Origin of the sequence: Marinobacter sp. (genome assembly GCF_041984545.1) — a bacterium.
Classification (GTDB): domain Bacteria; phylum Pseudomonadota; class Gammaproteobacteria; order Pseudomonadales; family Oleiphilaceae; genus Marinobacter.
On sequence record NZ_JBHIXV010000006.1, the window covers coordinates 13,507 to 27,866 of the forward strand.

The 14,360-nt window shown below is 61.5% G+C and carries 12 protein-coding genes and 1 other RNA gene; all 13 read left to right on the plus strand.

Going from position 1 to position 14,360, the window contains the following annotated elements:
- Positions 1 to 177 precede the first annotated feature (177 nt).
- The 13 genes from rsmI to murC all read left to right on the plus strand — a co-directional run bounded on the left by rsmI (position 178) and on the right by murC (position 14,359).
- Positions 178 to 1,020: a 16S rRNA (cytidine(1402)-2'-O)-methyltransferase gene (gene rsmI / locus ACFC20_RS04300; protein ID WP_375191928.1), complete on the plus strand. Its 843-nt coding sequence runs from the start codon at positions 178 to 180 to the stop codon at positions 1,018 to 1,020.
- A gap of 57 nt (positions 1,021 to 1,077) precedes the next feature.
- Positions 1,078 to 1,428, plus strand: an RNA gene (rnpB, locus tag ACFC20_RS04305) — RNase P RNA component class A.
- A 302-nt stretch (positions 1,429 to 1,730) separates the two neighbouring features.
- Entirely contained in the window at positions 1,731 to 2,183 is a 453-nt protein-coding gene (gene mraZ, locus ACFC20_RS04310) for a division/cell wall cluster transcriptional repressor MraZ (RefSeq protein WP_296933794.1), read from the plus strand.
- Positions 2,180 to 3,163: a 16S rRNA (cytosine(1402)-N(4))-methyltransferase RsmH gene (rsmH, locus tag ACFC20_RS04315; RefSeq protein WP_375191929.1), complete on the plus strand. Its 984-nt coding sequence runs from the start codon at positions 2,180 to 2,182 to the stop codon at positions 3,161 to 3,163. The genes mraZ and rsmH overlap by 4 nt, the downstream gene beginning before the upstream one ends.
- Before the next feature lie 2 nt (positions 3,164 to 3,165).
- Positions 3,166 to 3,570 (plus strand): cell division protein FtsL, encoded by a 405-nt coding sequence (gene ftsL, locus ACFC20_RS04320; RefSeq protein WP_375191930.1) that lies wholly within the window; start codon positions 3,166 to 3,168, stop codon positions 3,568 to 3,570.
- A 34-nt stretch (positions 3,571 to 3,604) separates the two neighbouring features.
- The gene (locus tag ACFC20_RS04325) at positions 3,605 to 5,344 is read left to right on the plus strand and encodes a peptidoglycan D,D-transpeptidase FtsI family protein (protein ID WP_375191931.1); all 1,740 of its coding nucleotides are present in this window, start codon (positions 3,605 to 3,607) and stop codon (positions 5,342 to 5,344) included.
- A 4-nt stretch (positions 5,345 to 5,348) separates the two neighbouring features.
- Positions 5,349 to 6,833 carry a UDP-N-acetylmuramoyl-L-alanyl-D-glutamate--2,6-diaminopimelate ligase gene (locus ACFC20_RS04330; protein WP_375191932.1) on the plus strand — a complete coding sequence of 495 codons (1,485 nt, stop codon included), beginning with the start codon at positions 5,349 to 5,351 and terminating at the stop codon, positions 6,831 to 6,833.
- Positions 6,830 to 8,218 (plus strand): UDP-N-acetylmuramoyl-tripeptide--D-alanyl-D-alanine ligase, encoded by a 1,389-nt coding sequence (murF, locus tag ACFC20_RS04335; RefSeq protein WP_375191933.1) that lies wholly within the window; start codon positions 6,830 to 6,832, stop codon positions 8,216 to 8,218. Before ACFC20_RS04330 ends, murF begins: the two co-directional genes overlap by 4 nt.
- Positions 8,203 to 9,288, plus strand: coding sequence for a phospho-N-acetylmuramoyl-pentapeptide-transferase (gene mraY / locus ACFC20_RS04340; RefSeq protein ID WP_091991827.1), 1,086 nt, complete (start codon positions 8,203 to 8,205; stop codon positions 9,286 to 9,288). The genes murF and mraY overlap by 16 nt, the downstream gene beginning before the upstream one ends.
- Positions 9,289 to 9,303: 15 nt before the next feature.
- The gene (gene murD, locus ACFC20_RS04345) at positions 9,304 to 10,644 is read left to right on the plus strand and encodes a UDP-N-acetylmuramoyl-L-alanine--D-glutamate ligase (protein ID WP_375191934.1); all 1,341 of its coding nucleotides are present in this window, start codon (positions 9,304 to 9,306) and stop codon (positions 10,642 to 10,644) included.
- Positions 10,644 to 11,843 (plus strand): putative lipid II flippase FtsW, encoded by a 1,200-nt coding sequence (gene ftsW, locus ACFC20_RS04350; protein ID WP_375191935.1) that lies wholly within the window; start codon positions 10,644 to 10,646, stop codon positions 11,841 to 11,843. The genes murD and ftsW overlap by 1 nt, the downstream gene beginning before the upstream one ends.
- Positions 11,836 to 12,921, plus strand: coding sequence for an undecaprenyldiphospho-muramoylpentapeptide beta-N-acetylglucosaminyltransferase (gene murG / locus ACFC20_RS04355; RefSeq protein ID WP_375191936.1), 1,086 nt, complete (start codon positions 11,836 to 11,838; stop codon positions 12,919 to 12,921). The genes ftsW and murG overlap by 8 nt, the downstream gene beginning before the upstream one ends.
- Positions 12,914 to 14,359 carry a UDP-N-acetylmuramate--L-alanine ligase gene (gene murC, locus ACFC20_RS04360; RefSeq protein ID WP_375191937.1) on the plus strand — a complete coding sequence of 482 codons (1,446 nt, stop codon included), beginning with the start codon at positions 12,914 to 12,916 and terminating at the stop codon, positions 14,357 to 14,359. Before murG ends, murC begins: the two co-directional genes overlap by 8 nt.
- Position 14,360 lies beyond the last annotated feature (1 nt).

A 14,360-nucleotide genomic window follows, 5' to 3' on the forward strand; every position in this document is an offset into this window, starting at 1 on the left:
ACATACTCCGGATGATTGGGCTTGTAGCGCCAGTTTAACGGTGGCAAGTTTAACAGCTCCCGGTTCAATTCACATGACGTAACTGTCACGGAGCCGGTGTTCCATACCAGAGAGGCAGTCAGCTTGAAGATCGAGGGTAATGAATCGGGTAACCACGTCGGTGGGAAGGAGTCTTCTGTGGGCACTCTCTATGTGGTGGCAACGCCCATTGGCAATCTCGATGATCTGTCTACCAGGGCCACCCGAACGCTGGCGCACGTGGCCGTGGTCGCAGCGGAGGACACCCGGCACAGCGGGCGGCTGCTCAGTCATCTCGGCTTGCACAAGCGATTGATTGCCCTGCACGACCACAACGAGAAAGACCGGGCGTCGGCGCTGATTGCCGAGCTGGCGGCCGGGCGCGATGTTGCGTTGATCTCGGACGCGGGCACGCCGCTGATTTCCGACCCCGGGTACGTGGTGGTCCGCGAAGCTCGCCTGGCTGGCTATCCGGTAAGTCCCATCCCCGGTCCCTGCGCGTTGGTGGCCGCCCTGAGTGCGGCCGGCCTGCCTACCGATCGGTTTCTGTTCGCAGGGTTCCTGCCTGCCAAGCGCGCTGCCCGTCGATCAGCTCTGGAGTCCCTGGGTTCGGAAACAGCGACCCTGGTTTTCTATGAGTCGCCGCATCGGGTGTTGGACTGTGTGCAGGATGTGGCGGACATTCTGGGGCCGGACCGGGAAATCGTCCTCGGTCGGGAAATCACCAAGACGTTCGAGACCTTTTATTCCGGCGCCGTTTCGGCGGTGCAGGACGCGTTGGAGGCTGACCCTCATGGCAGTCGCGGAGAGTTTGTGTTGATGATTCGCGGCGCGCAGGCGGAGACCGGCAAGGAAAACGCCGGTGAGCTGGACACGGACAGGCTTATCCGGGCGCTTTTGCCGGAACTGCCGGTAAAGAAGGTGGCCAGGATTGCCTCCGAGCTCACCGGGTTGTCGAAGAACGAGCTCTATCAGAGGGCGCTCGCCCTGAAGGAAGGGTGAGTCGGCCGCAATCCGGTTTTTCTTGCATGGTGGGGAGGGCAGGAGTATGGTCAGCGCCGAGCTCGCCAGACAGTCGCCGCCGGTTTCACCGGGGGAGGAAAGTCCGGGCTCCACAGGGCAAGGTGCCAGGTAACGCCTGGGCGGCGCAAGCCGACGGAAAGTGCAACAGAAAGTATACCGCCTAAGCGCCTTCGGGCGCCGGTAAGGGTGAAATGGTGCGGTAAGAGCGCACCGCGTGGCTGGCAACAGTCCACGGCGATGGTAAACCCCACCTGGAGCAAGACCAAATAGGAATCCGATGGCGTGGCCCGCGCTGGATTCGGGTAGGTTGCTTGAGGTCTGTGGTGACGCAGACCCTAGATGAATGACTGTCCACGACAGAACCCGGCTTATCGGCGAGCTCGCTCTTTTCCCTTTCTGTGACGCCCATCATTCTCAGCAGGCGTTCTTTATAGCCAAAAAATCTTACACCTCACTTGCCTTCTTCAGAGGTTTTTGCAGGTGTTTGATTTTATTTCTTTTCTTTTCCGTAATCTCAGCAATTCATCGAATCCGTCTTCGTAACCCCCTGTCATTAAAGAAACTTTCCCAAGAGTGGCGCTGTTTGCGGCGCTTGCATTGTGTATTGCGTGTTTCTATAGTGTGCAGAAGTGGGAAAAAGTGGTTTCTAGTGGTTTTTTGTGGATATCGAGCACCCAGAGACGGCGTAAATGAGCAATTTTCTCGGCAGTCATGCCATCAACATGGATGCGAAGGGTCGCCTGGCGATCCCCGCCAAGGTGCGCGAAGAGCTCGCGCAGGCCTGCGGCGGGCGCATTGTGTTGACGGCCAACGCCGACGAGGAGCGCTGCCTTCTGGTGTATCCCGAACCTGAATGGGAAGTTTTGCGTCCCAAGATCGAAGCACTGCCCAACATGAACAAGGCCGCCCGGCGCCTGCAAAGGCTGATTCTGGGTAACGCCGCGCCCATGGAGCTGGATTCTGCGGGCCGCATCCTGATTCCGCCCACGCTCAGAAGCTATGCCCATCTGGAGAAAAAGCTGATGTTGATCGGGCAGGGCAAGAAGCTCGAGTTATGGAGCGAGGAGCGCTGGTTTGCCTGGCTGGACGAGTCCTCCGATGACGAAGAGATGCCGCCGGAAATGGAGGCGCTGTCCCTATGACCTCCGATCGCAGCCAGGAGGCCGGAGCGGCATACTCGCATCGCTCGGTGCTTCTGGACTCGGCGGTCGACTATCTGGTCAACGACCCCGATGGACACTACGTGGACGGCACCTTTGGTCGGGGTGGCCACAGTCGTCTCATTCTTGGTCGGCTTGGCAAGGCCGGTGGATTGCTGGGCATCGACAAGGATCCCGAGGCAATCAAGGTGGCAAAAAATCTTGAAACCGAGGACGCCCGGTTCCGTTGTTTTCACGGATCGTTTGCGGATCTGGGGCGCGCTCTGGAGAGCCGGGGCTGGCCCCTGGTCAACGGTGTCCTGCTCGATCTTGGAGTATCGTCGCCCCAGCTCGATGATGCCTCCCGCGGTTTCAGCTTTATGCGCGATGGGCCGCTGGACATGCGAATGAATACGGAGCAGTCGCCCAGTGCCGCCGAGTGGTTGGCCACGGCGGAAGAAACAGACATTGCCAACGTTATATTCCGATACGGCGAAGAGCGCTTCTCTCGCCGTATCGCCCGTTTGATCGTCGAGCGTCGCCAGGAAACGCCGGTGGAAACCACGCGGCAGCTGGCCGAGCTGGTCAGCGAGGCGGTGCCCAAGAAGGAAAAGCACAAACATCCGGCCACTCGAACGTTCCAGGCCATCCGGATTTTTATCAACCGGGAGCTGGAAGATCTGGAGGTGGGCCTCAGGGCAGCGGTGGATCATCTGGCGCCGGGAGGGCGCCTCGTGGTTATCAGCTTCCATTCGCTGGAGGATCGCCTGGTCAAGCGCTTCATGCGGGATCTGGCTCGAGGGCCTCAGCTGCCCAAGGGGGTTCCGGTGACCGCTGAGCAGGATGCCTCGGATTTTCGTCTCGTGGGCAAGGCCAGCAAAGCGGCCGCCGAGGAAGTGAGCGATAACGTACGCGCCCGCAGCGCAGTGATGCGGGTGCTCGAACGCACCGATATCAGGAAAAACTCGCAGGGGAGCGCGTAATCATGGGCGCGGTAGCTATAGAAGAGCCGGTCAGAACGGCAAAGCTGAACAAGCAGAGAGTCAGAGAGGGTGTGGCAACCGCTGTCCGGATTTCCCGCCGGGTGTTCGATGCCATGCGTCAGGGTCGGATGCTGGTGACGCTGGCCCTTGTTGGGGTGCTGCTGGCGTCGTCCATTGGCGTAGTGGTCAGCGCTCACGATAACCGGGAGTTGTTCAACACCCTGTCACAGCTTCAGGCGGAGCGCGACCGTTACCAGAGTGAGTGGAGTCAGCTTTTGCTCGAACAGAGCGCGTTAAGCGCCCATGGCCGGGTTGAAAAGCTGGCGGCCGAGCGTTTCAGCATGGTGGTGCCCGAGCGCCAGGATATTGTGCTGGTGCCTTTGATGTCTCCGGTAGCGAGCCGGTAATTCACGATAACAACAAACCTTCAGGGTGATCGACGTGTCCGATCAGGGAAAGAAGACAACATGGGGACAGCGTCTGGCGTCCGGGCTGGCAGCCTGGCGCTTTGGCTCCGTGGTGGGCGTCTTTTTGCTGGTTGTGGGCGTTCTGGGCTGGCGCCTGGTTGATCTGCACGTCGTTGATAACGAGTTCCTCAGAGAGCAGGGCGACGTGCGTACCATCCGGGTGGAGAGCATTGACGCCCACCGGGGCATGATCACCGATCGCTACGATGAGCCGCTGGCTGTCAGCACGCCGGTGCAGACCATCTGGGCCAACCCCTCGGAAGCCGACCCCACGGAACCCCGTCTGACTAACCTGGCCAGGTTGCTGGATATCAGTGAGGCGTCACTGAGGCAACGTGTCAAGGACTATGCCGGGCGCGAATTTATCTACCTGCGCCGCAAAGTCCAGCCTGATCTCGCCCGCGAGGTGATGGCCCTGGACATCAATGGCGTCTATACCCGCCAGGAATACCGGCGTTACTATCCGGCGGGCGAGGTTACCGCCCACGTGGTCGGCTTCACCGACATTGACGAGCGCGGCCAGGAAGGCCTCGAGCTTGCGTACAACCCTTGGTTATCTGGTGAAACCGGCCTGAAGCGCGTGCTCAAGGACAACCGGGGTCGCGTCATCAAGGATCTTACCCTCATTCGCGATGCCAGCCCCGGCCGTAATCTTGCCCTCAGTATTGATCTGAGGCTGCAGTACCTGGCCTATCGGGAGCTCAAGGCTGTTGTTGCGGCCCATAACGCGCGGGGCGGCACTCTGGTGATGCTGGATGTGGATACCGGGGAAGTGCTGGCCATGGTCAATCAGGGGTCCTACAACCCGAACGACCGCAGTCAGCTGGCGGCGGAGAATCTGAGAAACAAGGCCATCACAGATCTGTTCGAGCCCGGGTCGACCATGAAACCAATCACTATGGCGGCCGCGCTCGAGTCCGGTCGGTATACGGTAAGCAGTACCATTGATACCAATCCGGGCTTCCGGCGATTCGGTCGTTTTACCATCCGTGATCATCGCAATTATGGCGTGATGGATATGACTGAGATCATTGTCAAATCCAGTAACGTCGGCATCAGCAGAATTGCGACCGACCTCGGCGGAGACGTGATCCGGGACCTCTACGCCCGTCTGGGCCTGGGGCAGCCCACCGGTATCGGATTCCCCGGCGAGGCGGTCGGCGTTCTGCCGGCACCCCCCAAGTGGCGCCCGGTTGAGGAAGCCACGTTGTCCTATGGCTATGGCATGAGTGTGAACGCCCTGCAGCTGGCCCAGGCCTACATGGTGATTGCCAATGGCGGGGTGCGCTATCCACTGAGCCTGATGCGCCGAGATGAAAAGCCGGTGGGCGAGCGGGTGTTGTCAGAGCAGGTCACTTTCCAGGTGCGCAACATGCTCCGCGAGGCGGTGGCTCGAGGCACCGGCAAGCGAGCCCAGCCCGGTTTCTATTCAGCCGGTGGCAAGACCGGCACAGTGCACCTGGTGGGTGCCCAGGGTTATGAGGACAGCCAGTACAAGGCCATTTTTGCCGGTATGGCGCCTATCGATAACCCCAGACTGGTTACGGTTGTGGCCGTTGATGCGCCGCAGTCCGGAGAATACTACGGTGGCGAAGTAGCGGCGCCGGTGTTCTCCAGGGTGATGAGTGACGCACTGCGACTGTTGAACGTGAAGCCTGAGCTGGAAGTGGGAAAAATGAAACACGGTGCTCCCGCTGCCGGAGAACGAGGGTAGGCCTATGTGCATCACATCACTCAGCACTCTGTTGCAAGGCATGGTCGCGGTCCCGTCAGTATTTGACGTGACCATCCACGGTCTGAAGACCGACAGCCGTGACGTGACGACGGGCGATGCCTTCATTGCCCTGCCCGGAGCCCGAACGCCGGCGGACTATTACGTCGACAGCGCCATTGAGGCGGGCGCCACCGTTATTCTTCTGCAGACAGAGCAGGATGGCCCGTGCCGGGAACGCCATGGCGCCCTCGTGGTGCCCGTTGTCGGTTTGCAAAAGCTGGTTGGGCGGCTTGCCGACCGGTTTTTCGAGCACCCGTCCCAGCGTCTGCGCCTGCTCGGGGTGACCGGTACCAATGGCAAGACCTCGGTCTGCCAGTTCGTGGCCCAGTTGCTCAAGGAAACCGGAACGCCCTGTGGGACACTGGGCACCCTGGGCTACGGCATGCCGGGTGCTTTGCAACCTGCCAGCCACACCACACCCGACGTGGTTCAGGTTAACAGGGTGCTGGCGCGTATCCTGAAGCAGGATGCCCGGGCAGCGGTGATGGAAGTGTCCTCGCACGCCCTCGACCAGGGCCGGGTGGATAACCTGACCATGACCGGTGCCGTGTTTACCAACCTGACCCGCGACCATCTGGATTACCACGGGTCCATGGAAGCCTATGGCGCTGCCAAGGCCCGTCTTTTCGAACGGGAAGAGCTGCATTTTTCCGTAATCAATTTCGATGATCCGTTCGGTCGGCAGCTGTTTGGTCAGCTGGAAGGCAAATGTGATCGGGTTCGGTACAGCCTGCATGAGGCCCAGACCGAACTGTGGATGCGGGAGTTCCGCCCCAACGATCATGGCTTCGAGGCTGAGCTGGACGGTGAATGGGGCCGGTTTGACATCTCGGTACCCCTGATGGGCAGCTTCAACGCCAGCAACGTGCTGGCTTCCATGGCCACGGTGCTGACCCTGGGGGTTCCGGTAGAACGTGTTCAGCAGGCGGCGAGTCGCCTGACACCGCCCCCTGGGCGCCTGGAACGTTTTGCCAGTGCCCAGGGTAAGCGGGTTGTGGTGGATTACGCCCATACCCCCGATGCCCTGGCCAACGCGCTGTCGGCGTTGCGGCCCCATGTGACCGGTAAGCTGATCTGCGTGTTTGGTTGTGGCGGCGACCGGGATCCGGGCAAGCGTCCGGAAATGGCCCGTGAGGCCGAGGCTCTGGCCGACCTGGTCATGGTGACCGATGACAACCCCCGTAGCGAGGATCCCGAGGCCATTGTCCGGGATATCCTGGCCGGGTTCAAAGATCCGCAAATGGTCCGGGTGATTCATGATCGGGCCAGTGCCATTCAGGCCGCGATCGGTTCTGCCGGCCCGGACGACCTGGTTCTGGTGGCTGGCAAAGGGCACGAGGCCTATCAGGAAATTGCAGGGCAGAGGTATCCGTTCAGCGATGCCGAACAGGTACGCCACATGCTTGACCTGAACGGAGGTGTGGCATGATGCGCGCCTTTTCCCTGGCGGAAGCCAGGCAATGGCTCGGCGCAGAATGCGCGACCGGCGGCCTCGATGCGCTGGTGTTCGAAGGCGTTTCAACGGACACCCGCAGCCTCCAGCCGGGCCAGCTTTTCGTGGCGCTTCGGGGCGATAATTTTGACGGCCATCGTTTCCTGTCGCAGGCGGCGGCAGCCGGCGCCGTGGCTGCTGTGGTGGACACGCCGGTTGCCGAGGTGGCCATGCCTCAACTGGTGGTTACCGACACCATCGAGGCACTGGCGCAACTGGCCACGGCGAATCGTCTCGAAAGCGATGCCGGTATCGTGGCCATCACCGGCAGCAGCGGCAAAACCACGGTCAAGGAGATGTGTGCCGCAATCCTGCGTCAGGTGGGCAACACCCTGTTTACAGAGGGAAACCTGAACAACCACATCGGTGTGCCTCTGACCCTGTTCCGGCTGTCCCGGGAGCACCGCTTTGGTGTTATCGAACTGGGCGCCAGCGGCGTGGGTGAGATCGCCCACACCGTCGCCATGGCCAGGCCCCGGGTGAGCATTCTGACCAACGCTGGCCAGGCTCATCTCGAAGGGTTCGGTAGCTATGAAAACATCGTGCTCACCAAAGGCGAGATTATTGATGGTGTAACCGACGATGGCCTGGTGGTCCTGAACCAGGACGATCCGGCGTTTGAGCAATGGCGGCGCCGTGCCGGTTCCCGCCGGTGTGTCGGTGTCAGTCGGCTTGGTGCCAACGCCGATTATCAGGTGGTGGTTGAGCACGAGGACTCAGGCGTTCGGGAGTTGATGGTGACCGGCCCTGGCCAGTGGCGTCTGCGGGTTCGGCTGAACCTGGCGGGGGACCACAATCTGACCAATATGCTGCTGGCAATCGCAGCAACCCGGGAGCTGGGTGCCGGCGATGAGGCCATTGTTGCCGGTCTGGAAAGTGTTGCCCCGGCAAAGGGGCGGCTGCAGATCCTGCCACTCACGCCGGAGCTGACGGTCATTGACGACAGCTACAACGCCAACCCGTCCTCCATGAAGGCCGCGCTGGATGTACTGGCTGGCCGTGCGGGGCAGAAGATCGCGGTGTTCGGTGCCATGGCCGAGCTGGGTCCGGACGCCCGAAGGATGCACCGGGAAGTGGGTGAACACGCCCGGAATCTTGGGATCGACCGGTTGATTGCTGTCGGCCCCGGCTGCGAAGGCTATGGCGACGGTTTTGGTGAGGCTGCCGAGCTGGGGCTGAGCCACGAGCAGGCCGTTGAATCTGCCCTCGGGGCAAGACAGACAGCCTTGACCGTGCTGGTCAAGGGTTCTCGCAGTTCCGCCATGGATCGAGTGGTGGAGGGAATAAAAGAAAAGGTGAACGATTCATGCTGCTCTGGCTGACAGAGGTTCTATCACAGTATTTCTCCGCCCTGACGGTGTTTCAGTACCTGACCCTGCGCGGGATCCTCGGAACCCTCACGGCGCTGCTGATCTCGCTGATCATCGGCCCGGTGATGATCCGCAAGCTCAGTCAGTACCAGATTGGCCAGGCGGTGCGGGACGACGGCCCCCAGACTCATCTCAGCAAGGCCGGCACGCCGACCATGGGCGGGGCGCTGATTCTGGTGGCCATTGGTATCAGTACCCTGCTTTGGGCAGACCTCAGCAACCGCTATGTCTGGGTGACGTTGCTGGTGACCCTGCTGTTCGGTGCGATTGGCTGGGTGGACGACTACCGCAAGGTGGTGGAGCGCAATCCAAGGGGCCTGCCCGCGCGCTGGAAGTATTTCTGGCAATCGGTGATCGGGGCCACGGCGGCCGTGGTGCTGTTCTTCAGTTCCTCGCTGCCCCAGGAGACGTCGCTCTACGTGCCATTTGTCAAACAGGTCTCGCTGACGCTTGGGCCGGTGCTCTTCATCCTGCTGACCTATTTCGTGATTGTCGGCAGCAGCAACGCGGTCAATCTCACCGACGGCCTGGATGGTCTGGCGATCATGCCGACGGTGATGGTAGCGGCTGCCCTGGGCATTTTCGCCTACGTGTCGGGCCATGCCCAGTTCGCCAACTACCTCCTGATACCGCATTTGCCCGGCACCGGTGAGCTGATTGTGTTCTGCGGTGCTCTGGTCGGCGCCGGCCTCGGGTTTCTGTGGTTCAACACCTACCCGGCCCAGGTGTTCATGGGCGACGTTGGCGCTCTGGCCCTGGGTGCTGCGCTGGGTGTGGTCGCGGTGATTGTGCGCCAGGAAATCGTACTGTTCATCATGGGCGGCGTGTTTGTAATGGAAACCGTGTCGGTGATCCTCCAGGTGGCGTCGTTCCGCCTGACCGGACGCCGGATTTTCCGGATGGCGCCGCTGCATCACCATTTTGAGCTCAAGGGCTGGCCCGAGCCTCGAGTGATTGTGCGGTTCTGGGTCATTACCGTGGTTCTTGTACTGATTGGCATTGCCAGTCTGAAACTGAGATAGGACAACGCTGCAATTATGAGTGTCATTGTTTCGGATCGTCGCACACTGATCGTAGGGCTCGGTAAAACCGGGCTCTCGTGCGTGCGCTATCTGTCCGGACAAGGCCGGGAAATCGCTGTCGCTGATAATCGTGAGCAGCCGCCAGGGCTGGCAGAGCTGAAGGCCGAGTGGCCGGACGTGCCAGTGTACCTGGGCCGTTTTGATCCGGAGTTGTTCTGCGGTTTCAACGAACTGGTGGTCAGCCCGGGCATCAGTGTCGCCGAGCCGGCCATCGCTGCTGCCGCCAGTAAGGGTGCGCGGATTCGCGGCGATATCGATCTGTTCGCCGAGGCGGCGGACGCGCCCATCGTTGCCATCACCGGCTCCAACGGTAAAACCACCGTCACCACCCTGGTGGGTGAGATGGCCAGGGCGGCCGGTCGCAGGGTGGCCGTTGGCGGCAATATCGGCACTCCAGCGCTGGACCTGCTTGGGCAGGGGGCAGAGTTGTATGTTCTGGAACTGTCCAGCTTTCAGCTTGAAACCACCGAAGAACTCAACGCTCTGGCTGCCACCGTGCTGAACGTCAGTGACGATCACATGGATCGCTACCCGAACAAGATGGCGTACTTCCAGGCCAAACAGCGGATCTTCCGTGGATGCCAGAATGCCATTGTCAACCTGGACGATGCGCTCAGCACCCCTATGGCAAGGGATAACCTGCGCTTCCTGTGCTTCGGGTTTCACCGGGTCAATCCCGAGACTTTCAGTACCCGTGACGACGACCAGGGCACCTGGATTACCTTCGGTTTCGACAACCTGTTGCTGGCCAGCGAGCTCAAGCTGATGGGGAGCCACAACATCAGTAACGTTATGGCGGCCCTTGCCCTGGGGCATGCCGCCGGGCTGCCCATGGACATCATGCTGGCGGTAGCCCGGGAGTTTCCGGGCCTGCCGCACCGGTGCGAGTTCATCCGGAGGCTCAACGGTGTCGATTTCATCAACGATTCCAAGGGTACCAACGTGGGTGCCACGGTGGCGGCCATCGAAAGCCTCGCGCCGCGCGATGGCAAAGTCGTTCTGATTGCCGGCGGAGATGGCAAGGGCGCCGATTTCACCGCTCTGGAGGCGCCCGTGGCCCTGCATTGTCGCGCCGTGGTGCTGATCGGCCGGGATGCACGGGCCATCGCGGACGTGTTCGGCAGTGGTATCGAGGTGCATTACGCCGGAGATCTGACAGAAGCCGTTGCGCTGTCGGCCGAGCTCGCCCAGTCGGGTGACCGGGTGTTGCTGTCTCCGGCCTGCGCAAGTTTCGACATGTTCCGGGATTACCTGGATCGTGGTGATCAGTTCCGTTCGCTGGTGGAGGGCCTGTGATGCACGCAGATTTTTCACTGCAACGTCGTAACGCCTGGGTTGGAGAAATCCAGCCACTGCCCATGCTGGTGGTCAGCGCCGCGGCCCTGCTGGTGCTGGGTGTGATCATGATCTCCTCGGCGTCCATGGACATGGCCGCCGAAACCGTGGGTAGCAGCTACTACTACGTGATTCGTCAGCTCATTTTTGCCGCCCTGGGTTGCCTGCTGGCGCTGGTGGCAGTCAACGTGCCTGTTGCCTGGTGGGAGCGCAGCGGCTGGTTGCTTCTGGGTATCGGATTGCTGTCCCTGTTCCTGGTGCTCACGCCCCTGGGCCGAACGGTCAACGGGTCCACCCGCTGGATTCCCTTTGGCCTGTTCAACGTTCAGGTCTCGGAAGTTGCCAAGCTGTGTCTGATTGCCTATCTGGCCGGCTACGTGGTCCGCCGCCGGGAAGAGCTGCTCAACACCTGGCCGGGTTTCCTGAAACCGCTGGTGGTGCTGGGCGTGGCGTCGGTCCTGCTGGTGATCCAACCGGATTTCGGGGCCACGGTGGTGCTGGTGACGGCGGCAGCGGGCATGATCTTCCTTAGTGGTGTGCGGCTCAGCCGGTTCATGCCGCTGATCGGCACCCTGGTGGTGCTCGGCGCCATTCTGATCGTGACCCAGCCCTACCGTCTGAAGCGGGTGGTCAGCTATCTCGATCCCTGGAAGGATCAGTTCGACAGTGGCTACCAGTTGACTCAGTCACTGATTGCCTTTGGTCGCGGTGAGTGGGCTGGCGTTGGTCTTGGCAACTCGATCCAGAAGCTGTTCTACCTGCCAGAGGCCCACACGGACTTTATCTTCGCCATCATTGCCGAGGAGTTCGGCCTGCTGGGGTCATTGCTGGTACTGGCGCTGTTCACACTGCTGGTGGTGAGTGGATTCGTGATCGCGCGGCGGGCCGAGAAAGCGGACATGCCGTTTGGGGCCTGTTTTGGCTACGGGCTGACACTGCTGATCGGCCTGCAGGCCGGCATTAACATGGCTGTGAGCACGGGGCTGCTGCCCACCAAGGGTTTGACGCTGCCCCTGGTCAGTTACGGCGGTTCCAGCCTGATGATCACCTGTGTCTGTATCGGGGTTTTGGCCCGTATCGAGATGGAGCGCCTGGACCAGGAAAAGCTGGCTCGGGAGAAGACTGGTCCCGGGAGCCGGGGAGGTGCGGTGTATGACTGACCAGCGCCGTTTCCTGATGATGGCCGGTGGCACCGGTGGCCATGTTTTCCCCGCCCTGGCGACTGCCCGGGCGCTGGAGGCCCGCGGTCACCAGGTGTACTGGCTGGGCGCCAGCGGAGGCATGGAGCAACGACTGATATCGGACACCGAGATTCCGCTATCGCTGATCCATATTTCCGGGCTGCGGGGCAAGGGCCGGTTAGCCCTGCTGGCCGCGCCCTTCCGCCTGATGCGCGCGCTGGGCGAGGCCTACACCATATTGCGGCGCATCCGGCCCCACTGTGTGGTGGGCATGGGTGGTTTCGTGACTGGCCCCGGCGGCGTCGCTGCCTGGCTGACTCGCACGCCACTGGTGATTCATGAGCAGAACGCCATTGCCGGTCTGACCAACCGGTTGCTGGTGCGATTCGCCCATACCGTACTGGAAGCGTTTCCTGGCAGTTTTGGCGCCAGGGTCGTCACCCGCTGTACCGGTAATCCGGTGCGTTCGGATCTGGCCGCGCTGCCCGAGCCGGGCGAACGTCTTGCAGGACGTTCCGGAGCCCTGAAATTGCTGGTGATTGGTGGCAGCCTCGGTGCGCAGGCGTTCAATGAACAATTGCCGGAGGCGCTTGCCCTCCTGCCGGAACAGGAGCGCCCTCTGGTTCGTCATCAGTGTGGTGAGCGTCATGCCGATGCCGCCCGTGGCGCCTACGAGCGCCGTGGCGTGGAGGCCAGCGTGGAGCCATTTATCAAGGACATGGCGGAAGCCTATCAGTGGGCCGATCTGGTGTTGTGCCGATCCGGCGCGCTTACGGTGTCCGAGCTCTGCGCAGTGGGCGTGGGTGCGGTTCTGGTGCCGTTTCCCCATGCGGTGGACGACCACCAGACCCGCAATGGCGAACACATGGTGGCGGCGAAGGCGGCCATCCTGATTCCTCAATCCAAAATGACTCCGACGGTGCTGGCGGAAACCCTGGGCGACCTGGCCCGGGACCGCAACCGGGTGATGGACATGGCGAAAGCAGCCCGTGCTCTGGCGCGACCGGACGCCACGGAGAGAGTCGTGAATTATTGTCTGGAGGCCGCTCATGGCTGATGCAACAAATCCGCCCCTGGTCTACCAGGTGCCCGAAATGCGCCGGATCCGCCACATCCATTTTGTTGGCATTGGCGGTGCGGGCATGAGTGGTATAGCCGAGGTCCTGAAGAATCAGGGCTACGACGTATCGGGTTCGGACCTGAAAGAAGGCGCGGTCACCGAACGCCTCAAGGCCATGGGCGTAGACGTCCAGATTGGTCACCGGGAAGAGAACAGTGCCAGTGCTGATGTGGTGGTCGTTTCCTCTGCCGTCGGCGCCGACAATCCGGAGGTGGCTTCGGCCCGGAGCCGTCGCGTGCCGATTGTCCCGAGGGCAGAGATGTTGGCGGAGATCATGCGTTACCGGCACGGCATCGCGGTGGCCGGCACGCACGGCAAGACCACAACGACCAGCCTGATTGCCTCCATCCTCGGCGAGGCTGGCCTGGACCCGACCTTTGTGATTGGCGGTAAACTCAACAGTGCAGGCACCAATGCCCAGCTGGGCGGTTCCCGCTACCTGGTGGCCGAGGCCGATGAAAGCGACGCCTCGTTCCTGCACCTGACGCCGGTGATCTCGGTGGTCACCAACATCGAGGCGGACCACATGGACACCTATGGTGGTGATGTGGAGAAGCTCAAGCAGACCTTCGTGGACTTCCTGCACAACCTGCCGTTCTACGGCGTTGCGGTGATGTGCGTGGACGACGGCTATGTGCAGGAGATTATTCCCAGAATCTCAAGGGCCATCATCACCTACGGCATCGATAATCCTGACGCCGACTACCGGGCGGAGAATATTTCCTCCGATGGTCTGCGGACGCATTTTGTTGTCAAGCGCCCGGGTGGCCGCAGTGATCTGGCTGTCGAGCTCAAGATGCCGGGCCGACACAACGTACTCAATGCCCTGGCGGCCATTGCCGTGGCCACCGATGAGGGCGTGGAAGACGACGCCATCTGTCGTGGCCTTGCCGGATTTGCCGGTGTCGGGCGCCGATTCCAGGTCTACGGGGATTACAAGACGCCCAGGGGCACGGTCACCCTGGTGGACGATTACGGGCACCACCCCACCGAGGTTGAGGCTGTCATCCGTGCAGCCCATGACGCCTGGCCGGATCGGCGTCTGGTGATGCTGTATCAGCCCCATCGTTACACGCGGACCCGCGACCTCTATGAAGATTTTGTCCGGGTACTGTCGGAAGTGGATGGCCTGTTGCTTATGGATGTCTATTCCGCCGGCGAGCCGGCCATTCCTGGCGCCGACGGGCGTGCCCTGTGTCGCAGTATTCGCCAGCGGGGCCAGGTGGAACCGGTATTTGTCGAGGATAACCGTGAAATTGAATCCCTGCTGGCCAACATGCTGCAGGATGGCGACCTGCTGATTACCCAGGGCGCCGGTGATATTGGTGGCGTAGCGGCCCGTCTGGCGGCCGCAGGAGTGATGGCCAGTGAGTGAT

Bases quoted from the DNA above. Each gene is read 5' to 3' on its own strand.
- murF (WP_375191933.1), top strand. From the start codon at position 6,830: ATGATGCGCGCCTTTTCCCTGGCGGAAGCCAGGCAATGGCTCGGCGCA.
- ACFC20_RS04330 (WP_375191932.1), top strand. From the start codon at position 5,349: ATGTGCATCACATCACTCAGCACTCTGTTGCAAGGCATGGTCGCGGTC.
- murG (WP_375191936.1), top strand. From the start codon at position 11,836: ATGACTGACCAGCGCCGTTTCCTGATGATGGCCGGTGGCACCGGTGGC.
- mraY (WP_091991827.1), top strand. From the start codon at position 8,203: ATGCTGCTCTGGCTGACAGAGGTTCTATCACAGTATTTCTCCGCCCTG.
- murD (WP_375191934.1), top strand. From the start codon at position 9,304: ATGAGTGTCATTGTTTCGGATCGTCGCACACTGATCGTAGGGCTCGGT.
- rsmH (WP_375191929.1), top strand. From the start codon at position 2,180: ATGACCTCCGATCGCAGCCAGGAGGCCGGAGCGGCATACTCGCATCGC.
- murC (WP_375191937.1), top strand. From the start codon at position 12,914: ATGGCTGATGCAACAAATCCGCCCCTGGTCTACCAGGTGCCCGAAATG.
- ftsW (WP_375191935.1), top strand. From the start codon at position 10,644: ATGCACGCAGATTTTTCACTGCAACGTCGTAACGCCTGGGTTGGAGAA.
- ftsL (WP_375191930.1), top strand. From the start codon at position 3,166: ATGGGCGCGGTAGCTATAGAAGAGCCGGTCAGAACGGCAAAGCTGAAC.
- mraZ (WP_296933794.1), top strand. From the start codon at position 1,731: ATGAGCAATTTTCTCGGCAGTCATGCCATCAACATGGATGCGAAGGGT.